Source organism: Streptococcus sp. oral taxon 431, assembly GCF_023115445.1.
Lineage (GTDB): Bacteria > Bacillota > Bacilli > Lactobacillales > Streptococcaceae > Streptococcus.
Map to the genome: position 1 here is coordinate 100,251 of NZ_JALDUI010000002.1, position 22,932 is coordinate 123,182.

Consider the following 22,932-nt stretch of genomic DNA (forward strand, 5'->3'; position numbering starts at 1 on the left):
AAAAAAGTCCGAGTAGCAACTTTCTTCCCGATTTTACTAGGTTATTTGCTAAGTTTGTGGTACAATAGGTAGAAACAATATTTTATAAAGGAGAAAAGACACATGCACATTTTTGATGAGCTAAAAGAGCGTGGTTTGATTTTTCAAACGACTGATGAAGAAGCTTTGCGTAAAGCCCTAGAAGAAGGTCAAGTTTCTTATTATACTGGCTACGATCCAACTGCTGACAGCCTTCACCTAGGCCACCTTGTCGCAATCTTGACAAGTCGTCGTTTGCAGTTAGCAGGTCACAAACCTTATGCGCTCGTTGGCGGTGCTACTGGTCTCATCGGAGATCCGTCCTTCAAAGATGCTGAGCGTAGTCTCCAAACAAAAGACACAGTAGATGGCTGGGTCAAGTCTATCCAAGGACAACTTTCTCGCTTTCTTGACTTTGAAAATGGTGAAAATAAAGCTGTCATGGTCAACAACTACGACTGGTTTGGCAGCATCAGCTTCATTGACTTCCTCCGTGATATCGGAAAATACTTCACTGTCAACTACATGATGAGCAAGGAGTCCGTGAAAAAACGGATTGAAACAGGGATTTCTTACACTGAGTTTGCCTACCAAATCATGCAAGGTTACGACTTCTATGTCCTTAACCAAGAGCACAATGTAACCCTCCAAATCGGTGGTTCTGACCAATGGGGAAATATGACTGCTGGTACCGAATTGCTTCGTCGTAAAGCCGACAAGACTGGTCACGTTATCACTGTTCCACTGATTACAGATGCAACTGGTAAGAAATTTGGTAAATCAGAAGGAAACGCAGTTTGGCTCAACCCTGAAAAGACTTCTCCATACGAAATGTACCAATTCTGGATGAATGTTATGGACGCTGATGCTGTTCGCTTCTTGAAGATTTTTACCTTCTTGTCACTGGATGAGATTGAAGACATCCGCAAACAATTTGAAGCAGCTCCACACGAACGCTTGGCGCAAAAAGTCTTGGCTCGTGAAGTTGTTACACTTGTTCACGGCGAAGAAGCTTACAAAGAAGCCCTCAACATCACTGAGCAACTCTTTGCAGGAAATATCAAAAACCTTTCTGTCAAAGAGCTCAAACAAGGACTTCGAGGAGTGCCAAACTACCAAGTTCAAGCAGACGAAAACCACAATATCGTGGAACTTCTCGTCTCATCTGGTGTGGTTAACTCAAAACGCCAAGCACGTGAAGACGTCCAAAACGGAGCTATCTACGTCAACGGCGACCGCATCCAAGACCTTGACTATGTCTTGAGTGATACTGATAAGTTAGAGAACGAACTGACTGTTATCCGTCGTGGGAAGAAAAAATACTTTGTATTGACTTACTAAGCTGTTCAACATTTACCTATAAATAAAGGAGTTAACCTCGAGAAAGGTAACTCCTTTTTGTTGTTGATAACCACACCTATCTAGCCTTAATAGACAAGCTACGCAGTACAATGCGTAAGGTTGTTAGATTATGTAAGATAGAGAGATTTGAAGGACTGAGCCAATTAAACAAGCCAAAGCCAATCAAACTACTATTTACGACAACGGTATCTTGAATATTCTTCTTAATAAGTGTTTGCAAAGATGATGATAGCGAATCCAACTCTTGGAAGAAATCCAAGCAATTATCTAACAATAAGATATCACTCATCTGCTTAGAAATATCTGCACTCTCATTCATCACCACACCGATATCTGATAGAGTTAGAGCCGCTGAGTCATTCAACCCATCCCCAACCATCAAAATAGTGTGACCTGCTTTCTGCAGTTCCTCTACTAACTTAAATTTTCCATCAGGTTTCAAGTCTGTATAAACCTGATCAAAAGGCAAATCTTTGACTAATTCCTCTGTCCTAACCAAGGTGTCCCCTGTTGCTAGAATCAATTTTTTCCCTTGAGCCTTAAGTTTCTCCAAGGCTACTTTTGCTTCTTTTCTCAAAGGAGTATGAATGCAGAACATTCCAATCAATTCATTCTGATAAGCCAAGAATAAGAGATTGTAGTGACTCTTGTACTCTTCAATTAAAGCATTTTGTTCTGAACTGATATGAATCTGCTCATCCTGCATCAAGACATAATTTCCAATAAGAACTGGTTGGCCATCGATGTGAGACTTGATTCCCTTGCTTGCGATATATTGGAGTTTCCCATGCATTTCCTCATGTTCAATTCCCTCTATCTCAGCTTGCTTGACAATGGCATTAGCGATAGGATGATAGATGTGTTCCTCAAGACAGGCACTTATTCTTAAGATTTCTTCCTCACTATAGTCTCCAAAAGGTAACACCTTTTCAACTATAGGATAGCTAGTTGTGATTGTCCCAGTCTTATCAAATAAGAAGGTATCGACTTCCAGATATTTCTCCAGAACATCCCCATCCTTAATCACCATTTCACGGTTCAACCCCTCCTTGATAGCTGTCAAATAAGCTACAGGAGTAGAGATTTTCAAAGCGCAGGAGAAATCGACCAATAGGAAAGAAATAGCCTTAGAAAAAGAACCTGTTAATAGGTAAGTCAGACCAGCACCCAAGAAATTATATTTGACGACCTTGTCCGCCATTTTGATGAAATAGCGTTGTTTCGTTTTCTTGTTTTCTTCAGATTTCTTCATCAACTCAATCAGTTGTAAAATACGGCTGTTCATCTGATTATCGGTTACACGAATGCGTAACTCTCCAGTTTCTAATACTGTATTTGCACAAACCAAATCAGACTCTCTTTTTTCAACTGGAAAACTCTCTCCCGTCAAGGAGCTTTCGTTGACCATACCTAAACCTGAAACTACTTGTCCATCAAACAGAATTTCATTTCCTTGAGATAAGATCAAGACATCTCCTATTTGAACATCGGAACTCTTGATACTAACAACCGTATCTCCCTGTACTAGAAATACATCGCTCTCTTTTGCAAGAAGACTTTGTTCTAAATCTGTTGCAGTTTTTTTCAAAGACCACTGATCTAAATGATTCCCCAAATCAAGCATAAACATGATATTGCTAGCTGTCTTGGATTGGTTCATAAACAAGGACAATAAAATCGCCGAACAGTCCAAGACCTCCATCGTTAGTTCCTTACGCGCTAGTGTTTGATAGGCTTCTCTGATATAACCCAAAGCCTGATAACAAGTCCATATATAGCGAATAGGATACGGCACAAAACTACGAAAAAGCACACGCTTAATCGCTGCACCTGAAACAATAGAATAAGCACTCTCTTCTCTACGAATGGGAAGAGTCATCAACTCAGAAACTTTCCCTTTATCAATTCTTTTTAAAAAGGCTTCTGCATTATCTAATACAGAAAAGCCTTCTTTTATGCGTAGAGTAAAGTGCTGTTGATCCATGTAAAACTGGATAGACTCAATCCCCTTTTCATCTCTCGCCAAGGAACGAAGATAGTCTTGAATATCCAAGGTGAGTGAAAAAGAAGATGATAGTCGGATATGTTGGTATCCTCTATGTAGCACTTTAAAAGACATATTATTCTCCTATAAGGCTATCTAATTGCTCTTCTTTTTTCTCTTGCTCGTACAAATATTTGGCATCTTGCAAGACATCGTCTCCATGTTGCTTCACAACAGAAACAGACGCATCTAGCTCGTCCTTCAATTTGTAAGCCTTAGCCAAAGCTTTAGAATAACCTTTTTTAGCTTCCTTACTTGCTAAGATTTTCAAGCCAAGGGTACCAAATGCAACACCACCCAAAAAGAGTGATGATTTTTTCGCAACTTTTGCAACGGTTAGTACTTCTTTTAACATACTTATTTCCTCCTTATCATTATTATATAGCAATTTAGATATAAAAGCAATTTCATTCCATAAATTGGAGAACTAGTTTTATTTCTACTGAATCTCCCATCTACTTATTCCTAAAGTTGCTTTCATTTGCCTCTTTTGATACACTTAAACTATGAATACAAACCTCAAACCTAAACTCCAGCGTTTTGCTTCTGCTAGCGCTTTTGCCTGTCCCGTCTGCCATGAAAACCTGATCTTGGTAGAGTCTAGTCTCAAGTGTAGCAACCGCCATTCTTTTGACCTAGCAAAATTCGGATATGTCAATCTAGCCCCTCAAATCAAGCAATCCGCCAACTACGACAAGGAAAACTTTCAAAACCGCCAGCAAATCCTAGAAGCTGGATTTTATCAGGCTATTCTAGATGCCTTATCAACCATGATTTCTAGCTTAGAAACGAGTCAAACAGTCTTGGATATCGGCTGTGGCGAAGGTTTCTACTCTCGCAAACTCCAAGAACTGCACCCCGACAAGACCTTCTACGCCTTTGATATTTCAAAAGATTCGGTCCAAATCGCTGCTAAAAGTGAAACCAACTGGGCAGTCAACTGGTTTGTTGGTGACCTGGCTCGCCTTCCTATAAAAGACGCCAGCATGGATATCCTACTTGATATCTTCTCACCTGCCAACTACGGAGAATTCCGACGAGTCTTATCAAAGGACGGCATCTTAATCAAGGTCATTCCTACTGAAAACCACCTCAAGGAAATCCGTCAAATGGTACAGGACCAGCTGACAAAGAAGGATTATTCAAACCAAGATATCAAAAAACACTTCCAAGAACACTTCAGCATCCAATCTAGTCAGATAGCTTCTCTGACCAAGTCTATCACAGCAGAGCAAAGGCAAGCCTTACTCAGCATGACACCCCTACTCTTTCACGTTAACCAAAGCAAGATTGATTGGAGCCAACTGACAGAGATTACTATCGAAGCAGAGATTCTAGTTGGGAAAGCACTGTAAATAAATTTTTGAAATAATACAAAACCCGCACCTCTTCTTGAGATGCGGGTTTAAATCGCGATTTTTCACTGTCTTTCCGAAAAGTATAAAAAATTTTGACCTCTCCATTTATTTTCGATTTGAAATGACAAATTTATCAATAAATAGCAAGTGATATAAGGCAAGTGATGCCCCATAACAACATCCATGAAAAGAGATTTCTTGATGAGTCAGTGGAAACGAAGAACTATTACCCGTATAAAGGCATGACCAAATTACAAGAAGAATCCAAAATAAATCAGTCCATTTATATTTTGAAAAATATTTTTTCCACATAAAAACACCCTCTTTCTTTATTACAATACTATTATAATACTGTATGTAAACGAATACAAGAAATTTGAGGTAGCATCTAAGAAGAACCTCAGGTTTAAAGGTAGTAAAACCAGCCTTCTTAGTGTTCTCTAGGTCTAATTTTTAAGACTAAAAATTATTAACAAATTATTTTTTCTTTTGAGACCAGTCAACCTCAAGTCCATAACATTCAAAAAAAGCGAATTTCATTTGAAACTCGCTTTTTTGCTAGATAGTGTAATAACTATTAAATTGTATATCTTAGTTCAAGTGCCAGATATCTTCGTTGTACTGAGCGATTGTACGGTCAGATGAGAAGAATCCTGCTTTGGCAATGTTGACGATCACTTTATCCAACCATGCGTCACGGTTTTCGTAGTCAGCAAGCATTTGCTCTTTCACTTTGATGTAGTCTTCCAAATCAAGAAGAGTCATGAACCAGTCTTTGTTAATTAATTCGTTATAAAGACGTTCCAAGCGTTCAATCTTACCAACTGCAAGAACAGCGTCGCTCACGATAAAGTCAACCAATGGTTTGATAGTTTCACGAGCATAGAATTCGCTTGATTTGTAAGCTGATTTTGCGTAAAGATCGATAACAGTTTCTGAATCTTCACCAAAGATGTAGATGTTTTCGTCTCCAACCAACTCAGCGATTTCCACGTTAGCACCGTCCATAGTACCAAGAGTCAAAGCTCCGTTCAACATGAATTTCATGTTACCAGTACCTGAAGCTTCTTTAGAAGCAAGTGAAATTTGTTCTGAGATATCACATGCTGGGATAAGGAAGCTTGCTGCAGTAACGTTGTAGTTTTCAACCATAACTACTTGCAAGTGTGGAGCTACTGCTGGATCGTTAGCAATCACTTCTGACATGCAAAGGATCAAGTGGATGATATCTTGAGCGATTGTATAGGCTGGAGCTGCTTTACCACCAAAGAAGACTGTGATTGGACGAGCAGGGATATTACCAGCTTTGATATCAAGGTATTTGTGAATCACGTACAAAGCGTTCATTTGTTGGCGTTTGTACTCGTGAAGACGTTTGATTTGGATATCAAAGATAGAGTTTGGATTGATTTCTACACCTTGGTGTTCTTTCAAGTGACGAGCCAATTTACGTTTGTTGTGAGATTTGATGCTTTCCAATTTTTCTTTGACAGCTGCTTTATCTTCATAAGACAAGAGTTTTTCAAGCTCATCTGCTTCATGGTGCCAACCATCTCCAAGAATCTCATCCAAGTAGTGAGACAATCTTGGGTTAGCATGCATGAGCCAACGACGGAAAGTAATACCGTTTGTTTTGTTGTTGAATTTTTCTGGGTAAAGGTCATAGAAGGCTTTCAACTCAGAATTTTTCAAGATTTCAGTATGAAGTGCCGCTACCCCGTTAACACTGTATCCGTAGTGGATATCCATGTGAGCCATGTGAACACGTCCGCTCTCATCGATAATTTGAACAGCTGGGTCTTTGTATTCTGCTTTAACTCGACGGTCCAATTCTTTGATGATTGGTACCAAGTGAGGAACCACTTCTTCCAAGAATTCAAGAGGCCATTTTTCAAGGGCTTCAGCAAGGATTGTGTGGTTTGTGTAAGCAGTCATGCTACGAACGATAGAAATTGCTTCATCAAGTTCGATACCACGTTCAGTCAAAAGACGGATCAATTCAGGAATCACCATTGATGGGTGAGTATCGTTGATTTGTACAACTGCGTAGTCAGCAAGGTCATGCAAGTTGCTTCCTTTTTCGATTGCTTCATCGATGATCAATTGTGCACCGTTTGAAACCATGAAGTATTGTTGGAAGATACGGAGCAATTCACCTTGTTTGTCGCTATCGTCTGGGTAAAGGAAAAGAGTCAAGTTGTGAGCGATATCTGTCTTGTCAAAGTCGATACCATCTTGGATGATTGAAGAATCAACTGAATCCAAGTCAAACAAACGCAAACGGTTTTTAGTAGCAGTTTTGTAACCAGGTACATCGATATCGTAAAGAGTAGATGTCAATGTAAAGTGTGCAAATGGCACTTGGTAGCTACGGCTTGAGCGAACCAACCAGTTTTGGTCAGTCAACCAAGCGTTAGGAATTGTTTCTTGTTGGTTGTTTTTAAGCACTTGTTGGAAAAGACCGTAGTGGTAGTTAAGACCAACACCGTCACCATTCAAACCAAGTGTAGCGATTGAGTCGATAAAGCAGGCTGCCAAACGTCCCAAACCACCATTACCAAGTGATGGTTCCAATTCTACTTCTTCGATTTCGATCAACTCTTTACCTGCGTCAGCAAGTTCTTTTTTAACTTCGTCATAAAGACCAAGGTTAATCAAGTTGTTAGACAAGAGTTTACCAATCAAGAACTCAGCTGAGATGTAGTAAACTTTTTTCTTACCAGTGTTGACTGGTTTTTGGCTACTAGCAAGTTTGCTGTAGTTAAGAAGAGCAAGATAAAGCTCTTCGTTGCTGCATTCTGCGATAGATTTATTGTAACGATTTTGTACAAATTCTTTTAATGGTAACATTTTTGTGTCTCCTGATAATGTCTTATTTCTTTAATTCTACCAAATTTTCATTGATACGGCGATAAATTGTAGTCAAGTCAAGCAAAGTTTCTTCGACAGCAGGAGTCAATTGTTCCTCTGTCATACGCCATGACCAGTTTCCACCAAGAGTAGATGGGAAGTTCATACGAGCTGAACCATCCAACTCTAGCAAATCTTGCATAGTGGCAATCGTCATGAAACTTACTGATGCGAAAGCTGTACGAAGCATAGCATGCACCACTGTTTCGTACTCTTTACGGTTTGTGTAGCGAGCCATATACTCACGAGTTGGATCATCAATCTCATCACGGTACCAACCAAGAACAGTGTTGTTATCGTGTGTTCCTGTATACATAACTGAGTTTGCTGGTGCCAAGTGTGGGCTGTCGATACTTTCGTGTTCTGGATTGAAAGCAAATTGAAGGACTTTCATTCCTGGGAATCCAGTGCGCTCACGAAGCTCGATGACTTCATCAGTCATGAATCCAAGGTCTTCTGCGATGATGTTCAAGTCACCAAGTTCTTCTTTAACAGCTGCAAAGAGTTTGTAATCAGGTCCTTTCACCCATTTACCAGGTGCCGCTGTTTCAGAACCCGCAGGAATTTCCCAGTAAGACTCAAATCCACGGAAGTGGTCGATACGCACGATGTCGTAAATCTTAAAGCTTTCACGCAAGCGTTCAATCCACCATTTATAACCATCGCGATCCATTGCTTCCCAGTCATAGATTGGATTCCCCCAAAGCTGACCTGTCTCAGAAAACTCATCTGGTGGGCATCCTGCAATGCAAGTTGCTTTTCCGTTTTCATCAGTTTTAAAGAGGTGTGGATTTGCCCACATATCGCTTGAATCTTCAGCAACATAGATTGGCATATCCCCTACAATCTCGATGTGGTTTTCGTTAGCGTATGCTTTCAATTTCAACCATTGTTGGAAGAAGAGATATTGGGTTACTCGGTGGAAAACAAGTTTGTCTGCCAATTGTTCACGGTAGCTTTCAAGAGTTGAAACTTTGCGAGCACGAGCATCAGCATCTGGCCATTCAGTCCAAGCAAGGTTGTCAAAATGCTCTTTGATCGCCATATACTCAGCAAAGAGTTCAAGCCATGATTGGTTCTCTTGAGCAAATTTTTCAAAATCTTTGACATCTCCAACTTCAAGGAAACGTTTAACTGCTTTTTCTAGAAGCGGACGACGTGCGTAATAAATCTTAGCATAATCAACTTCAGTTGGGTTGCTACCGAAGTCTACTCCCTCAAGATCACTTGCTTCTAACAAGCCTTGCTCTACCAAAACATCAAGATCGATAAAATGAGTATTTCCAGCAAAGGCTGAGAAAGATTGATAAGGAGAATCTCCGTAGCTTGTTGTTCCTAATGGAAGGATTTGCCAGTAACGTTGTTTAGTACGAACCAAGAAGTCAACGAAATCATAGGCGCTTTGACCAAATGATCCGATTCCGTAAGCCCCTGGAAGTGATGAGATGTGCATCAACACACCACTTTGACGTTTTTTCATAATAGCACCTCAAGTGTTTGTAGTTAAATATTTCATTTTTACTTGGCGCAAACGTTTGCGCCAAGTAAAGTATAACCCATTTCAAAAAGAAATGCAAGCGTTTCAACAAAAAACTTTTCAATTTATTTACTTTATAGCTTTTTTAAAAAACTATATTCTTATTTTTTCACCTCTACAAAAACATCTACAAACTATGCAAACGTTTCCCTTAAATTATTCTTGAATTGAAATTTATATGATTTCATCCTTTCCTTCCTATTATATAACCAATTTTAGAGATTAACCAGTTACAAGCTTTTTAAATTTTTTTCAAAAAACGCTTGCAACCGTTTTCTGTTTGTGCTATACTAAGTTCATAAGAGAAAACGTTTGCGTTTCCTTGAAATCAAAATTTGTTATTCTTTAGGAGGAATACACTATGTCAACTAAATTCATGAAGAGCGCAGCTGTACTTGGTACTGCTACTCTTGCTAGCTTACTTTTAGTAGCTTGTGGAAGCAAAACTGCTGATAAAACTGCTGACTCTGGTTCATCAGAAGCGAAAGAAATCACTTTCTACGTTGAAGATCAATATAAAGCTTTTGCAGAATCAGCTGCCAAAGCTTACGAAAAAGAAGCTGGTGTAAAAGTTACTATTAAAACAGGGGACCAATTAGGTGGACTTGACAATCTTTCACTTGATAACCAATCAGGTAAAGCTGCTGACGTCATGATGGCACCATACGACCGCGTAGGTAGCCTTGGTACTGACGGACAACTTTCAGAAGTAACTTTGAGTGACGGTGCTAAAACAGACGATACTACTAAGTCTCTTGTAACTGTTGGTGGTAAAGTTTATGGGGCTCCAGCCGTTATCGAGTCACTTGTTATGTACTATAACAAAGACTTAGTGAAAGAAGCTCCTAAGACATTTGCTGACTTGGAAGAACTTGCTAAAGATAGCAAATATGCCTTCGCTGGTGAAGACGGAAAAACTACTGCTTTCCTAGCTGACTGGACTAACTTCTACTACGCATATGGACTTCTTGCTGGTAATGGTGCCTACGTGTTTGGACAAAACGGTAAAGACCCTAAAGATATTGGTCTTGCTAACGATGGTGCTATTGCAGGTATCAACTACGCTAAAACTTGGTATGACAAATGGCCTAAAGGTATGCAAGATACTGAAGGTGCTGGAAACTTGATCCAAACTCAATTCCAAGAAGGTAAAACAGCTGCTATCATTGATGGACCTTGGAAAGCTCAAGCATTCAAAGATGCTAAAGTAAACTACGGTGTTGCAACTATCCCAACTCTTCCAAACGGTAAAAACTACGCAGCCTTTGGTGGTGGTAAAGCTTGGATCATCCCATCAAGCACTAAGAACCTTGAAGGAGCTCAAAAATTCGTAGACTTCCTTGTTTCAACTGACCAACAAAAAGCATTCTACGATGCAACAAACGAAATCCCAGCTAACACTGAAGCTCGTACTTACGCTGAAGGTAAAAATGATGAGTTGACTACTGCTGTTATCAAACAGTTCAAGAACGCTCAACCAATGCCAAACATCTCTCAAATGTCAACAGTTTGGGACCCAGCTAAAACAATGCTCTTTGACGCTGTAAGCGGTAAGAAAGATGCTAAAACAGCTGCAAATGATGCTGTAACATTGATCAAAGAAACAATCCAACAAAAATTTGGTAACTAATTGATTGATTCAAGGGGGATTTAAAACTTATCCCCCTTGATTTTTAGATATTAACAGAACTCAGCTTGACGTTCACATCTTATGAAAGGAGCACTCATGGAACAACAACCAAGAAAAGCAGCCTTGCTTTCATTGATTCCTGGGTTGGGGCAAATCTATAACAAACAAAAAGCCAAAGGTTTTATCTTCCTTGCTGTAACATTAGCTTTTGTCCTCTATTTTATAGTACTTGCAGCACCTGAATTGAGCAACTTGATCACACTCGGTGAAAAACCTGGCCGTGACAACTCTCTCTTTATGTTGATTCGTGGTGCATTTCACTCTATTTTTGTAATTGTTTATCTAGCATTTTATATTCTCAATATTAAAGATGCTCATACCATTGCAAAACGTATCAATAATGGCATTCCTGTCCCATTGACACTTAAGGATATGATTAAAGGTATCTATGAAAATGGATTCCCATACTTGCTCATTATCCCATCTTACGTTGCCATGACATTTGCCATCATCTTCCCAGTTATTGTAACCTTGATGATTGCCTTTACTAACTATGATTTCCAACATCTACCACCAAATAAACTCTTGGACTGGGTTGGATTGACCAACTTCACAAATATCTGGAGCTTGAGTACCTTCCGTTCAGCCTTTGGCGCCGTTCTTTCTTGGACTATTATCTGGGCTTTGTCTGCATCAACTTTACAGATTGTAATCGGTATCTTCACAGCTATTATTGCTAACCAACCATTCATCAAAGGGAAACGTATCTTTGGTGTTATCTTCCTTCTGCCTTGGGCAGTTCCAGCCTTCATCACTATCTTGACATTCTCAAACATGTTTAACGATAGTGTTGGTGCTATCAATACTCAAGTTTTGCCACTTTTTGCTAAAGTTCTTCCATTCCTCGACGGGGCACTCATCCCTTGGAAAACAGACCCTACTTGGACTAAGGTTGCCTTGATTATGATGCAAGGTTGGCTTGGATTCCCTTATATCTATGTCCTTACTCTCGGTATCCTACAGTCTATTCCAAACGACTTGTATGAAGCAGCTTATATCGACGGTGCAAACGCTTGGCAAAAATTCCGCAACATCACTTTCCCAATGATCTTGGCTGTTGCGGCACCTACTTTGATTAGCCAATACACCTTCAACTTCAACAACTTCTCTATCATGTACCTCTTCAATGGTGGTGGTCCTGGTAGTGTCGGTGGTGGAGCTGGTTCAACCGATATCTTGATCTCATGGATTTACCGTTTGACAACAGGTACTGCTCCACAATACTCTATGGCTGCTGCCGTTACCTTGATTATTTCAATCATTGTCATCTCTATTTCTATGATTGCCTTCAAGAAACTACACGCATTTGATATGGAGGACGTCTAAGATGAATAACTCAATCAAACTAAAACGTAGACTGACTCAAACCCTCACTTACCTCTACTTGATCGGACTTTCAATCGTCATTATCTATCCTCTTTTAATCACGATTATGTCTGCCTTCAAGGCTGGTAACGTTGTGGCCTTTAAACTCGACAGCAATGTCAACTTTAGTCTTGATAACTTCAAAGGGCTCTTTACAGAAACCTTGTACGGGACATGGTACCTTAATACTTTGATCATCGCTTTGATCACTATGGTCGTTCAGACAAGTATTATCGTGCTTGCTGGTTATGCCTACAGCCGTTACAATTTCTTGGCTCGTAAACAAAGTTTGGTCTTCTTCTTGATTATCCAAATGGTGCCAACAATGGCCGCTTTGACTGCCTTCTTCGTTATGGCCCTTATGTTGAATGCCCTTAACCATAGCTGGTTCCTCATCTTCCTATATGTCGGTGGTGGTATCCCTATGAATGCTTGGTTGATGAAAGGTTACTTTGACACCGTGCCAATGTCTCTCGATGAATCTGCAAAACTGGATGGTGCAGGACACTTCCGCCGCTTCTGGCAAATCGTTCTCCCTCTCGTTCGCCCAATGGTTGCGGTACAAGCACTCTGGGCCTTCATGGGACCTTTCGGAGACTACATCCTCTCTAGTTTCTTGCTTCGTGAGAAAGAATACTTTACAGTTGCCGTTGGTCTCCAAACCTTCGTCAACAATGCGAAGAACTTGAAGATTGCCTACTTCTCAGCAGGTGCTATCCTCATCGCTCTTCCAATCTGTACACTCTTCTTCTTCTTACAAAAGAACTTCGTTTCAGGACTTACAAGCGGTGGCGACAAGGGGTAATATACCCCCGCCACCCTTTTTCATTGTTAATACTCTTCTAAAATCAAATTCAAACCGCGTCAACGTCGCCTTGCCGTACTCAAGTACAGCCTTTGGCTAGTTTTCTAGTTTGCTCTTTGATTTTCATTGAGTATAAACTAATGCTGATATAGTCTGATGAGAAACAAGAGATTATTAAGAATCTCCTCATTGTTAGTTGATAAATTTTATTAATAATCTACTTTCAACAAGGATTCGTCTCCCCTGCTTGAAATAAAACACATTTCTCTATATAATACTCGTATAGAAAAATGCCTATAGAAAGAGATTTATGTTATCATATCCATTTTCTTATTTTAATAGTACCTGGGGATTCCGTAAGCCCCTATCTCAACGTTTTGGTCTCAACTGGTTTCAACTGATTTTTACCAGCATTTTCCTGATCAGCTTGTCTATGGTCCCTATTGCCATCCAAAACAGTTCTCAGGAAACTTATCCTTTAGAAACTTTCATCGATGATGTCTACACTCCTTTGACGGATAGTGTAGTTCAGGATTTGGCTGCCAATGCTAAGATTGTAGATGGTAAGTTGAGCTATACGGGTTCAACCCCTCATCAAGCTTCTGTTCAAATCGGAGACGCTTCTAGTTCAGACTTTCCTGAGGAATTACTTCTTAACTTTGAACCTGAGCAACTCGTCATCAGTAAGCAAGGAAAAGAATTGACTAGCATTCGCTATCATGCGATCACGACTGAGAGCTTCCAAAGCAAGGAAAGCTTAACACAAGCCATTTCTAAAGACTGGTATCAACAGAATCGCGTCTATATTAGTCTCTTTCTTGTGCTAGGTTCTAGCTTCCTCTTTGGACTTAATTTTTTTATTGTTGCTTTAGGTGCTAGCCTCTTGCTCTACTTCACGAAAAAATCACGTCTCTTTTCATTTAAAACTTATAAAGAGTGCTATCATTTCATTTTGAACTGTTTAGGATTACCAACCTTACTTGCCATGATTCTCGGTCTCCTAGGCCAAAATATGGCAACTTTAATTACTGTTCAAAACATTTTATTTGTTCTATACCTGGTCACTATCTTTTACAAAACGCATTTCCGTGATCCAGACTACCATAAGTAGGAGATTATTATGCCTGTTACGATTAAAGACGTGGCCAAGGCTGCAGGGGTTTCACCCTCAACCGTAACCCGTGTTATTCAAAATAAATCAACCATTAGCGATGAGACTAAAAAACGAGTTCGAAAGACAATGAAAGAGCTCAATTATCATCCTAACCTCAATGCCCGAAGCTTGGTTAGTAGTTATACTCAGGTCATTGGTTTAGTTCTTCCAGACGACTCCGATGCCTTCTATCAAAATCCTTTCTTTCCTTCTGTTCTACGTGGTATTGCACAAGTTGCTTCAGAAAATCACTATGCCATCCAAATTGCAACTGGAAAAGATGAAAAAGAACGCTTAAATGCAATTTCACAGATGGTCTATGGAAAGCGTGTAGACGGTCTTATCTTCTTGTATGCCCAAGAAAATGATCCCTTGGTAAAATTAGTTTCAGAAGAGCAATTTCCTTTCCTCATCCTTGGAAAATCCTTGTCCCCTTTTATTCCGCTTGTTGACAACGATAATATTCAAGCTGGTTTTGATGCGACAGAGTATTTCATCAAAAAAGGATGCAAGCGAATTGCCTTTATCGGAGGTACTAAGCGACTCTTCGTAACACTAGACCGTCTGACAGGTTACGAGCTAGCTCTAAAACAACACCAACTTCCTCTCGATACTAATCTGACTTACTTTGCTACTGAATTTCTTGAAGATAATGGTTATCGCTTTAGTAGACTTCTCTTCAAACACAATCCAAATATTGACGCTATTATTACCATTGATAGTCTCCTTGCTGCAGGGGTCTGTGATTACATCGCAAAACACCAACTGGATGTCCCTGTCCTCAGCTTCGACTCAGTCAATCCCAAGCTCAACTTGGCGGCCTATGTCGATATCAATAGTTTGGAGCTTGGTCGTGTCTCCTTTGAAACTATTCTCCAGATCATCAATGATGCTAAAAACAACAAACAAATTTGTTACCGCCAGTTGATTGCCCACAAAATCGTTGAAAAATAAAAAAGCCCAACTCTGACAATGTGTTCAAGAGTTGGGTTTTTCGTTCTATTCATTGTTATAAATAACTATTAGTAAACTAGAGCAAGGTATCACTAATGGAATTTGAAGATGTCCTGAAATCTTTAGTTTTCGACCTCGACAAATCGGCCTAGGATATGAACATTTTCTGAAACAGAAACAAAGGCTGTTGGATCAACTTGCTTCATGATTAATTTAAAATCATTGAACTCTGCACGAGTGATAACCGTAATCAAAACAGCCTTACGCTGGTGATTATAAGTTCCTTCAGCATCATGTATCATGGTTGCTCCACGGTGCAATTTATTATGGATCTTCTCAATGACGGCATCTGGATTGCTAGTAACAATCATGGCCTGCATGCGTTTTTGCTTGGTGAAAACTGCATCTGTCACACGACTTGAGACAAAGATGGTAATCATAGAATAAAGGGCATATTTCCAACCAAAGGTCACTCCTGCAATCAACATGATTGTACCATTGACCAAGAAAGAGATACTTCCGACGTTACGACCAGTCTTCTTACGAATGGTTAAGCTGACAATGTCTGTTCCACCACTGGAGATGTTATGACGTAAAGCAAAGCCGATCCCCAGTCCCATGACAACACCCCCAAAAAGGGCATTGATGATGGGATCCTCTGTTAAGACCACCACAGGCACAAACTGGATAAAGAGCGAGCTCATGGATACCGTGATAAAGGTAAAAATCGTGAACTTATGCCCAATTTGATACCAAGCCAAAATCATGAGAGGAATATTGATGGCATAAAATGCTACTGAAATCGGGAAATGAAAACCAAACCAGTGGTTACTAAGGGCAGAAATAATCTGGGCCAAACCTGTCGCACCACTTGAATAAACGTGCCCTGGTTGGAAAAAGAAATTTACGGCTACTGCTGATAGAAAACCATATACCAGAGAAGCTGAGATTTTTTCATCGTATTTTTCTCGAGAAATACTTTGTAAAACACGCAAAATCTTTACTCGATAAGCAAAGCGGCGAAGATAATGGTACCACTTTTTAGTTAGTTTCGTTTGTTTCATCTTGTTCTACTTGTAGATTAAGTTCCTCTAGTTGTTTAAGAGCTACTATTGATGGTGCTTGCGTCATTGGGTCGCTAGCCTTGTTATTCTTAGGAAAGGCAATGACTTCACGGATATTATCTTCGCCTGCTAAGAGCATTACAAAGCGGTCAAGTCCAATAGCCAAGCCACCGTGTGGTGGGAATCCATAATCCATGGCTTCCAAAAGGAATCCAAACTGGTCATTTGCTTCTTCTGCTGAGAATCCAAGGGCCTTGAACATACGTTCTTGGAGTTCTTTTTGGTTGATACGAAGGCTACCACCACCAAGTTCATAACCGTTCAAGACGATGTCGTAGGCAATGGCACGAACCTTAGCCAAATCACCTTCAAGCTCATGAGCAGTTTCTGCTTGAGGAAGGGTAAATGGATGGTGGGCACTCATATAACGGCCTTCTTCTTCTGACCATTCAAACATTGGCCAGTCAACAACCCAAAGGAAGTTGAACTTGTCAGTATCAATCAAGCTAAGTTCTTTAGCAATACGTCCACGAAGGGCACCAAGTGTTGCATTGGCTACTTCAAGCGTATCTGCTACAAAGAGAACCAAGTCCTTATCTTCAAGACCAAGTGCTGTTGTCAAATCTGCCTGAACGCCAGTCAAGAATTTCGCAACTGGTCCATTTAATTCTCCATCAACTACCTTGACCCAAGCAAGACCTTTAGCACCATACTGTTTAGCTACTTCAGTCATCTTGTCAATATCTTTACGTGAATAGTTGTCCGCAGCTCCTTTGACCACAATGGCTTTTACAGCAGGTGCTTCTGAAAAGACTTTAAAGTCCACACCTTTGACCACTTCTGTCAAGTCCTGAAGCAACATGTCAAAACGCGTATCAGGTTTGTCAGAACCATAAAGAGCCATAGCGTCATCGTATTTCATACGAGGGAATGGCAGCGTTACTTCAATCCCTTTTGTTTCCTTCATCACGCGCGCAATCAAGCCTTCTGTGATATCTTGGATTTCTTGCTCAGTAAGGAATGAAGTTTCCAAGTCGACCTGTGTAAACTCAGGTTGACGGTCTCCACGTAAATCTTCATCGCGGAAACATTTGACGATTTGGTAGTAACGGTCAAATCCCGCATTCATTAACAACTGTTTGGTAATCTGCGGACTTTGAGGAAGGGCATAAAAATGCCCTTTATTGACACGAGAAGGCACCAAATAGTCACGCGCCCCTTCTGGTGTTGACTTAGAAAGGAATGGCGTTTCCACATCGATAAATTCCAACTCATCCAAGTAGTTACGGATAGAATGTGTCACCTTAGCACGCAGTTTAAGATTTTCCAACATTTCTGGACGACGAAGGTCAAGGTAGCGGTAACGTAGACGCGTATCGTCGTTTGCCTCAATGCCATCCTTAATCTCAAATGGTGTTGTTTTGGCTGTGTTAAGCACTGTAAGAGCTGTTACATTCAGCTCAACCGTTCCAGTCGCCAACTTGTCATTGGCCTGCTCACGTGCAGCAACCTGACCAGTCACCTCGATGACAAATTCACTACGAAGGCTTTCAGCTGTTGCCATCACCTCTGCAGATACTTTTTCTGGGTTGATAACCAACTGCATGATTCCTTCACGGTCACGAAGATCGATAAAAATCAAACCACCAAGGTCACGACGACGGCCAACCCAGCCTTTCAAGGTAATTTCTTGTCCGATGTGCTCCTCACGAACACGACCAGCATACATACTACGTTTCATTGTTTCTCTCCTCTTTTATTCTGTTACTATTTTACCATAAAAGCGCAGGCTCTTCATGAAAATCATCAGAAAAGTTGAGAAGAATCCTGCTATAAATGAAAAAATCCAGCAAAGTCATTCGCTGGATCTTATTTTACTTGGTATTTCTTTATTTTTTTCGCTTTGCAGCAATCTCTGCAGCCTTTTTAGGGAGAACAATCTCCGTTGCATAGGCTGTTGCAAATCTCATAATACCTGCAATTGGTGCAAAGATAACTGCTAGATAGTTATAAAAGAAATCCCCTTTAAAAGCATAGGCAAGCGCTCCAATAATGAAGAAGAGAACAACTGCCTGAATCACTGCTAATAATATCACTCGTTTCATGACTTCCTCCTGAGTCTATTATAGCATCATTATCATGACAAATGAAATTAAATTGTTCAAGGCATGCAATCCCATACTATAAGCCAGACCACCTTTGCTGATATAAGCCAATCCCAAACTAAAACCAAGTGAAGCATAAACTAGAAATTGTTGAGGAGTGCCAGGGAAATGAACAAGAGCAAAAATGATACTACTTACAAGTAGGAAGAGAGCTGTCTGCTTGACATTATCCTGTTGAGGGAAGACATAACGAGCTAGCATACCTCTAAAGGTTAACTCTTCTGTCAGGGGCGCAAAGACAACTATCATGAAGAAAGCGAAGAGAGGTTGATTATGAGTCAATTGTTCTGCCGTCTGTTGATTGACTGATGGATCATTTGGCAAAAAGAATTGGGCAACAATGACAAGGGCCCATACCAAGGCAGGCAACCAGATGTATTTGTTGAGGGCTGTTTTTTCAATCGTAACGGTTCCTGTCTTATACCACTTGTATGTTAAGAATGTAAATGCTCCTGCCAAGAGAATATAAAGCGGAAGAACACCGATTATAGGTGCACCTAAGCTAAGAGTAATCAGAGGTAATGCCTGAATAAAACCGTAGATAAACAAAAATGATAAGAAAGCAAGAACAAACCAGCCAATGTTTTTAAGTAATTTCATAAAAGACTCCTATTTAAAATAACGTTTTGTTTTTCTTAATTGTGCGATAGTTATATAAAAATGAATGACGACTAAAAGAACTAAGGCAACCACTTGTATTTCTCGTAAAACAACTGATAATACTATCAATAAAAAATAGAGTGATGGCAGTAAAATCTGATTCAACCTAAACAGAGTTAAATAGGCACTCTCCATCTCTGCCTGCTTTTCTCCCTCATCATAACTGTTAAGATAGGTTAAAATATCTTTTGGAGTGTAATAAGCAGACAGTTTATAGTGTCGAACGATAAAAATAGTTCGCAACAAGTAATTGGCAACAATAATGTATAAGCATAATAGAATAAGAGTAGGAAGAATTAGCAAGGTATTTTTAAATATCGGAGAAATTAGTATGATCCCACTGGTCATCATTGCTATCATCAAAACATTTGAAGAAACTGAACCATAATCTAAGTAACGATAAGCTCTTACATAGGTTTGGTTACTATCTTCTTCCTCTGTCGCCCTTTGATAAAGAGTATAAACTTCGCGACTTTTACCAAGATAATACATGGCTAAAACGAAGGAAAGTCCTCCAATAACAAGAGCGATTCCATAAATAGTAGGTAAGACTTGTTCCATTTGAATCTGTTCAACTATCCCTCTAAGAGTGTAGGCAAAGGCTACTACAAAAGCACTTAACATACACATTACTACTCTCAACCATCTACGATTATTATTCATTTTCTGACCTCTATCTAAACTAGCCAATAACCTTAAGTAGTTTCAGTGATCTTTCCTATTTGAAATAGCGTTTTACCATAGGTAACTGCATCACATTGATATAAATATGGATTGTTCCTACGAGCAAGAAGGCTAGTAACTGAATCTCTCCTGTCAGTAAAGAAAAGAGAGCAATCAGAAAGTACAAAGCTGGCAAGACATACTGATGTAATTGGAATAAAATCCGAAAACTCTGTTCCAAATTAGCCTGGCGCTCCCCTTCATCGTAAGAATTGACATAATCTAAGATATCCTTTGGCATAGAGAAAAATACCATATCAAACTGGCGAACAATCGCAATGGTTTTATAAAAATATTTTTGAGCATTAAAAATCAACACTAATCCCAAAAAAGAAAGAGATAAGGTTATATTGCTTCTATTTAGTATAACCACTTCACTTGCTGAAATGAAGAGAGCCAATAAAATCGCTACGTTTGTAATATTAAAAGCAATGTTACCAAACTCAAGATTCCGGTACATTTGCACATAATAGGTTTCATTCAGGTCATCATCCATCTCCTCTTGATACAAGGAATGAAATTTTCTGCTTTTCTTTAAGAAATTGAACGTCAAAAGAATGCTAATGAAACCTAACAGTAAACAAATAGTTGATATCCAGGGTATCAAGACTTTTACATCTAAAATAACTTCGTAGGATTCGGCACCGGCCTTATACATCCCTACAAAACCGCCCAAGAAACCTCCAAAGACAACAGACATTAAAAATAACAAGCCACCTTTCTTATTCTTTTTCATATTCATTCTCCTTTTTCACTTGCTAAATTGTTTACTTTCTTTTCAATCCAGTCAACGACTGGGATAAGAGCAAAGTAGGTCCAAATAAATTGGTTGCTTTGATATGGATTAAACCAGCCTAGGTCCATCCCAATCAGTAGAAATACGCTGACTAATAAAGCTAGGGCAACTACATAATAAATCACTTTATACTTGTTCATCATTTTTCTCCTTTTTCTTCAACCGATTGAAAATGGACAAGAGGGCTAAATTAAGCCAAAACAAATACTTACTTTCATCAAAATAAAACCACCCCAGTAATGTTCCAATCATAGCGAAAGCACTCACAATGAGGGCAAGAACACTCATGTAATAAATCACTTTAAACTTATTCATCACTCATCCTCCTCTAAGCGAAATACCGATTCGACTGTTTCGTTGAAAATTTGAGATATTTTCAGGGCAATGATAATGGACGGGGTGTATTCGTCCCGTTCTAATAGGCTAATGGTCTGCCTGGACACGCCTGCTAGCTTGGCCAGTTCAGTTTGATTAAGGCCATCGCGAGCCCGAAGCTCTTTTAGACGATTTTTTAGTTGCATGTTACACACCTACTCTCCGTCAAATTGAATCGTTTGGATATCCTCAATGCGTTGTAGTTTGAATTTTTCTTTTCCCTTTTTATCTACACGTCGTAGCTTGACCCATTCCTCATCAACATCCACAACTTCCCAGTTATCTGTTCCAAATAATTGTCCAACGATGACCGGCGTTCTCCCAATCAATTCTTTTAATAATTTTGACATATCTATATTTCCTTTCTGTTTTTGCTCAATTTTTTTAATTTGATTTTCTAGTTTCTTGACCTTTTGGGAATGGTAGATATAATACATAATCACAAGAGGTACAAATCCTAATGCCCACATAATCGTTCCTTGCTCCTTTTCTCTTAACTTGCTTACATTGTAACACATCTTTTTCTTTTTGACAATCATATTTGTCAAAAAGTTTATGATTTTTGTCATTTTGCAAAAGAAAACGGTCAGGAGTAAAATCCTGACCAGTTTATCTGCTATTAAAATCCTAGTTTTTCAAAGGTTTCTGAGAAGTTTTGACTGATAGCATCAAGTGACACTTGAACTTCTTCTCGAGTTTGGTTATTCTTAACTGTCACTTGTCCGCTTTCGACTTCACTCTCTCCTAGAGTGATGATAGTCTTAGCCGCAAAGACATCGGCTGACTTAAACTGAGCTTTAAGCTTGCGGTTAAGGTAATCACGCTCTGCTTTGAAACCTTGTTGGCGAAGAGCCTGTACTAATTCCAAGGCCTTAACATTTGCTCCTTCTCCCAAGACTGCGATATAGACATCTAGGGCGTTTTCGATAGGAAGTGCTACACCTTGTTTTTCAAGGACCAAAAGCAGGCGCTCTACACCAAGTCCAAAACCAAATCCAGCAGTCTCAGGGCCACCAAAATAGGCAACTAAGCCATCATAGCGACCACCCGCACAGACGGTCAAGTCATTGCCCTCGATTTCTGTGATGAACTCGAAAATCGTGTGGTTGTAGTAGTCCAGACCACGCACCATATTGGTATCAATGATGTAGTCTACACCCAGATTTTCCAACATCTGACGAACAGCATCAAAGTGAGCTTGGCTTTCTGCATCCAGGTAATCCAAGATAGATGGTGCATTCTCCACTGACACCTTGTCTTCTTTTTCCTTAGAGTCCAAGACACGGAGAGGATTTTCCTCCAAGCGACGTTGGCTATCCTTAGACAAGGTCTCCTTTAGTGGTGTCAAATAGTCAATCAAGGCCTGACGGTAGGCTGCACGGCTCTCAGGATTTCCAAGGGTGTTGAGGTGCAATTTAACACCTTGTATGCCAATTTCTTTCAAGAAGTGGGCTGCCATAGCGATCGTTTCTACATCAGTAGCTGGATTGCTAGAGCCAAAACACTCCACACCTATCTGGTGGAATTGGCGTAAACGACCTGCTTGTGGGCGCTCATAGCGGAACATTGGCCCCATGTAGTAGAACTTACTTGGTTTTTGAACCTCTGGTGCAAAGAGTTTGTTTTCCACATAAGAACGAACGACTGGAGCAGTTCCTTCTGGACGGAGGGTAATATGACGGTCTCCCTTGTCATAGAAATCATACATTTCCTTGGTTACGATATCCGTTGTGTCTCCAACAGAACGACTGATGACTTCGTAGTGCTCAAAAATTGGGGTACGTACTTCTGCGTAGTTGTAGCGTTTGAAGATTTCACGCGCAAAGCCTTCAACGTACTGCCATTTGACAGACTCAGCAGGTAAAATATCCTGCGTTCCTTTTGGTTTTTGTAATTTCATAGAGAATCCTCTTTATAACTTAATAGTCCTATTTTACCATAAATGAAGGGATT

At 39.9% G+C, this 22,932-nt stretch carries 23 protein-coding genes; 7 read left to right on the top strand and 16 right to left on the bottom strand.

Features of this window, described 5'->3' with window-relative positions; translation table 11 throughout:
* Positions 1–102: 102 nt before the first annotated feature.
* On the top strand, positions 103–1,359 hold the full coding sequence (gene tyrS / locus M1R56_RS02350; protein WP_248034469.1) for a tyrosine--tRNA ligase: 1,257 nt from the start codon (positions 103–105) through the stop codon (positions 1,357–1,359).
* Between the two features lie 76 nt (positions 1,360–1,435).
* Here tyrS and M1R56_RS02355 read toward each other — a convergent pair whose 3' ends face one another.
* Both M1R56_RS02355 and M1R56_RS02360 read right to left on the bottom strand, forming a co-directional pair.
* On the bottom strand, positions 1,436–3,499 hold the full coding sequence (locus M1R56_RS02355) for a heavy metal translocating P-type ATPase (RefSeq protein WP_248034470.1): 2,064 nt from the start codon (positions 3,497–3,499) through the stop codon (positions 1,436–1,438).
* Between the two features lies 1 nt (position 3,500).
* A complete protein-coding gene (locus tag M1R56_RS02360; RefSeq protein WP_000910909.1) occupies positions 3,501–3,779 on the bottom strand; it encodes a DUF6110 family protein in 279 nt (92 codons plus the stop codon).
* Between the two features lie 151 nt (positions 3,780–3,930).
* On the opposite strand from M1R56_RS02360, the gene M1R56_RS02365 reads away from it, so the two are divergent.
* Positions 3,931–4,779, top strand: coding sequence for a putative RNA methyltransferase (locus tag M1R56_RS02365; RefSeq protein ID WP_248034471.1), 849 nt, complete (start codon positions 3,931–3,933; stop codon positions 4,777–4,779).
* 108 nt (positions 4,780–4,887) lie between these two features.
* Here the strand turns inward: M1R56_RS02365 and M1R56_RS10085 are convergent, their stop codons facing one another.
* The 3 genes from M1R56_RS10085 to malQ form a co-directional block, all read right to left on the bottom strand.
* The gene (locus M1R56_RS10085; protein WP_317627985.1) at positions 4,888–5,094 is read right to left on the bottom strand and encodes a hypothetical protein; all 207 of its coding nucleotides are present in this window, start codon (positions 5,092–5,094) and stop codon (positions 4,888–4,890) included.
* Between the two features lie 279 nt (positions 5,095–5,373).
* Positions 5,374–7,632, bottom strand: coding sequence for a glycogen/starch/alpha-glucan family phosphorylase (gene glgP, locus M1R56_RS02370; protein ID WP_248034472.1), 2,259 nt, complete (start codon positions 7,630–7,632; stop codon positions 5,374–5,376).
* Between the two features lie 22 nt (positions 7,633–7,654).
* Positions 7,655–9,172, bottom strand: a complete 1,518-nt coding sequence (gene malQ, locus M1R56_RS02375; RefSeq protein WP_248034473.1) for a 4-alpha-glucanotransferase — start codon at positions 9,170–9,172, stop codon at positions 7,655–7,657.
* Between the two features lie 418 nt (positions 9,173–9,590).
* On the opposite strand from malQ, the gene M1R56_RS02380 reads away from it, so the two are divergent.
* The 5 genes from M1R56_RS02380 to M1R56_RS02400 all read left to right on the top strand — a co-directional run bounded on the left by M1R56_RS02380 (position 9,591) and on the right by M1R56_RS02400 (position 15,196).
* Positions 9,591–10,859 (top strand): extracellular solute-binding protein, encoded by a 1,269-nt coding sequence (locus M1R56_RS02380; protein ID WP_075232327.1) that lies wholly within the window; start codon positions 9,591–9,593, stop codon positions 10,857–10,859.
* A 96-nt stretch (positions 10,860–10,955) separates the two neighbouring features.
* Positions 10,956–12,245, top strand: a complete 1,290-nt coding sequence (locus M1R56_RS02385; protein WP_282434658.1) for a sugar ABC transporter permease — start codon at positions 10,956–10,958, stop codon at positions 12,243–12,245.
* A 1-nt stretch (position 12,246) separates the two neighbouring features.
* A complete protein-coding gene (locus M1R56_RS02390) occupies positions 12,247–13,089 on the top strand; it encodes a sugar ABC transporter permease (RefSeq protein ID WP_045613887.1) in 843 nt (280 codons plus the stop codon).
* Positions 13,090–13,399: 310 nt separating this feature from the next.
* On the top strand, positions 13,400–14,200 hold the full coding sequence (locus M1R56_RS02395; RefSeq protein ID WP_248034475.1) for a DUF1189 domain-containing protein: 801 nt from the start codon (positions 13,400–13,402) through the stop codon (positions 14,198–14,200).
* A 9-nt stretch (positions 14,201–14,209) separates the two neighbouring features.
* The gene (locus tag M1R56_RS02400; RefSeq protein WP_248034476.1) at positions 14,210–15,196 is read left to right on the top strand and encodes a LacI family DNA-binding transcriptional regulator; all 987 of its coding nucleotides are present in this window, start codon (positions 14,210–14,212) and stop codon (positions 15,194–15,196) included.
* A gap of 122 nt (positions 15,197–15,318) precedes the next feature.
* Here the strand turns inward: M1R56_RS02400 and M1R56_RS02405 are convergent, their stop codons facing one another.
* From M1R56_RS02405 to hisS, 11 genes are all read right to left on the bottom strand, one after another.
* Positions 15,319–16,260, bottom strand: coding sequence for a YitT family protein (locus M1R56_RS02405; protein ID WP_075232323.1), 942 nt, complete (start codon positions 16,258–16,260; stop codon positions 15,319–15,321).
* Positions 16,238–18,001, bottom strand: a complete 1,764-nt coding sequence (aspS, locus tag M1R56_RS02410) for an aspartate--tRNA ligase (RefSeq protein WP_248034477.1) — start codon at positions 17,999–18,001, stop codon at positions 16,238–16,240. Before aspS ends, M1R56_RS02405 begins: the two co-directional genes overlap by 23 nt.
* A gap of 148 nt (positions 18,002–18,149) precedes the next feature.
* Positions 18,150–18,365 carry a hypothetical protein gene (locus M1R56_RS02415; RefSeq protein ID WP_248034478.1) on the bottom strand — a complete coding sequence of 72 codons (216 nt, stop codon included), beginning with the start codon at positions 18,363–18,365 and terminating at the stop codon, positions 18,150–18,152.
* Between the two features lie 18 nt (positions 18,366–18,383).
* Positions 18,384–19,025, bottom strand: coding sequence for a type II CAAX endopeptidase family protein (locus M1R56_RS02420; RefSeq protein WP_248034479.1), 642 nt, complete (start codon positions 19,023–19,025; stop codon positions 18,384–18,386).
* 9 nt (positions 19,026–19,034) lie between these two features.
* Positions 19,035–19,748 (bottom strand): DUF3169 family protein, encoded by a 714-nt coding sequence (locus tag M1R56_RS02425; RefSeq protein WP_248034480.1) that lies wholly within the window; start codon positions 19,746–19,748, stop codon positions 19,035–19,037.
* A gap of 55 nt (positions 19,749–19,803) precedes the next feature.
* Positions 19,804–20,544 carry a DUF3169 family protein gene (locus M1R56_RS02430; RefSeq protein WP_075229659.1) on the bottom strand — a complete coding sequence of 247 codons (741 nt, stop codon included), beginning with the start codon at positions 20,542–20,544 and terminating at the stop codon, positions 19,804–19,806.
* Positions 20,545–20,546: 2 nt separating this feature from the next.
* Complete coding sequence (locus tag M1R56_RS02435) at positions 20,547–20,744, bottom strand: hypothetical protein (protein WP_075229660.1); 198 nt, start codon at positions 20,742–20,744, stop codon at positions 20,547–20,549.
* The gene (locus tag M1R56_RS02440; protein WP_248034481.1) at positions 20,731–20,919 is read right to left on the bottom strand and encodes a hypothetical protein; all 189 of its coding nucleotides are present in this window, start codon (positions 20,917–20,919) and stop codon (positions 20,731–20,733) included. The genes M1R56_RS02435 and M1R56_RS02440 overlap by 14 nt, the downstream gene beginning before the upstream one ends.
* The gene (locus M1R56_RS02445; RefSeq protein ID WP_020902358.1) at positions 20,919–21,125 is read right to left on the bottom strand and encodes a helix-turn-helix transcriptional regulator; all 207 of its coding nucleotides are present in this window, start codon (positions 21,123–21,125) and stop codon (positions 20,919–20,921) included. The genes M1R56_RS02440 and M1R56_RS02445 overlap by 1 nt, the downstream gene beginning before the upstream one ends.
* A gap of 9 nt (positions 21,126–21,134) precedes the next feature.
* Entirely contained in the window at positions 21,135–21,599 is a 465-nt protein-coding gene (locus M1R56_RS02450) for a hypothetical protein (protein WP_248034535.1), read from the bottom strand.
* Positions 21,599–22,879, bottom strand: coding sequence for a histidine--tRNA ligase (gene hisS / locus M1R56_RS02455; protein WP_248034482.1), 1,281 nt, complete (start codon positions 22,877–22,879; stop codon positions 21,599–21,601). The genes M1R56_RS02450 and hisS overlap by 1 nt, the downstream gene beginning before the upstream one ends.
* Positions 22,880–22,932: the final 53 nt, after the last annotated feature.

Bases quoted from the DNA above. Each gene is read 5' to 3' on its own strand.
- tyrS (WP_248034469.1), top strand. From the start codon at position 103: ATGCACATTTTTGATGAGCTAAAAGAGCGTGGTTTGATTTTTCAAACG.
- M1R56_RS02355 (WP_248034470.1), bottom strand. From the start codon at position 3,499: ATGTCTTTTAAAGTGCTACATAGAGGATACCAACATATCCGACTATCA.
- M1R56_RS02360 (WP_000910909.1), bottom strand. From the start codon at position 3,779: ATGTTAAAAGAAGTACTAACCGTTGCAAAAGTTGCGAAAAAATCATCA.
- M1R56_RS02365 (WP_248034471.1), top strand. From the start codon at position 3,931: ATGAATACAAACCTCAAACCTAAACTCCAGCGTTTTGCTTCTGCTAGC.
- M1R56_RS10085 (WP_317627985.1), bottom strand. From the start codon at position 5,094: ATGTGGAAAAAATATTTTTCAAAATATAAATGGACTGATTTATTTTGG.
- glgP (WP_248034472.1), bottom strand. From the start codon at position 7,632: ATGTTACCATTAAAAGAATTTGTACAAAATCGTTACAATAAATCTATC.
- malQ (WP_248034473.1), bottom strand. From the start codon at position 9,172: ATGAAAAAACGTCAAAGTGGTGTGTTGATGCACATCTCATCACTTCCA.
- M1R56_RS02380 (WP_075232327.1), top strand. From the start codon at position 9,591: ATGTCAACTAAATTCATGAAGAGCGCAGCTGTACTTGGTACTGCTACT.
- M1R56_RS02385 (WP_282434658.1), top strand. From the start codon at position 10,956: ATGGAACAACAACCAAGAAAAGCAGCCTTGCTTTCATTGATTCCTGGG.
- M1R56_RS02390 (WP_045613887.1), top strand. From the start codon at position 12,247: ATGAATAACTCAATCAAACTAAAACGTAGACTGACTCAAACCCTCACT.
- M1R56_RS02395 (WP_248034475.1), top strand. From the start codon at position 13,400: ATGTTATCATATCCATTTTCTTATTTTAATAGTACCTGGGGATTCCGT.
- M1R56_RS02400 (WP_248034476.1), top strand. From the start codon at position 14,210: ATGCCTGTTACGATTAAAGACGTGGCCAAGGCTGCAGGGGTTTCACCC.
- M1R56_RS02405 (WP_075232323.1), bottom strand. From the start codon at position 16,260: ATGAAACAAACGAAACTAACTAAAAAGTGGTACCATTATCTTCGCCGC.
- aspS (WP_248034477.1), bottom strand. From the start codon at position 18,001: ATGAAACGTAGTATGTATGCTGGTCGTGTTCGTGAGGAGCACATCGGA.
- M1R56_RS02415 (WP_248034478.1), bottom strand. From the start codon at position 18,365: ATGAAACGAGTGATATTATTAGCAGTGATTCAGGCAGTTGTTCTCTTC.
- M1R56_RS02420 (WP_248034479.1), bottom strand. From the start codon at position 19,025: ATGAAATTACTTAAAAACATTGGCTGGTTTGTTCTTGCTTTCTTATCA.
- M1R56_RS02425 (WP_248034480.1), bottom strand. From the start codon at position 19,748: ATGAATAATAATCGTAGATGGTTGAGAGTAGTAATGTGTATGTTAAGT.
- M1R56_RS02430 (WP_075229659.1), bottom strand. From the start codon at position 20,544: ATGAAAAAGAATAAGAAAGGTGGCTTGTTATTTTTAATGTCTGTTGTC.
- M1R56_RS02435 (WP_075229660.1), bottom strand. From the start codon at position 20,744: ATGAACAAGTATAAAGTGATTTATTATGTAGTTGCCCTAGCTTTATTA.
- M1R56_RS02440 (WP_248034481.1), bottom strand. From the start codon at position 20,919: ATGAATAAGTTTAAAGTGATTTATTACATGAGTGTTCTTGCCCTCATT.
- M1R56_RS02445 (WP_020902358.1), bottom strand. From the start codon at position 21,125: ATGCAACTAAAAAATCGTCTAAAAGAGCTTCGGGCTCGCGATGGCCTT.
- hisS (WP_248034482.1), bottom strand. From the start codon at position 22,879: ATGAAATTACAAAAACCAAAAGGAACGCAGGATATTTTACCTGCTGAG.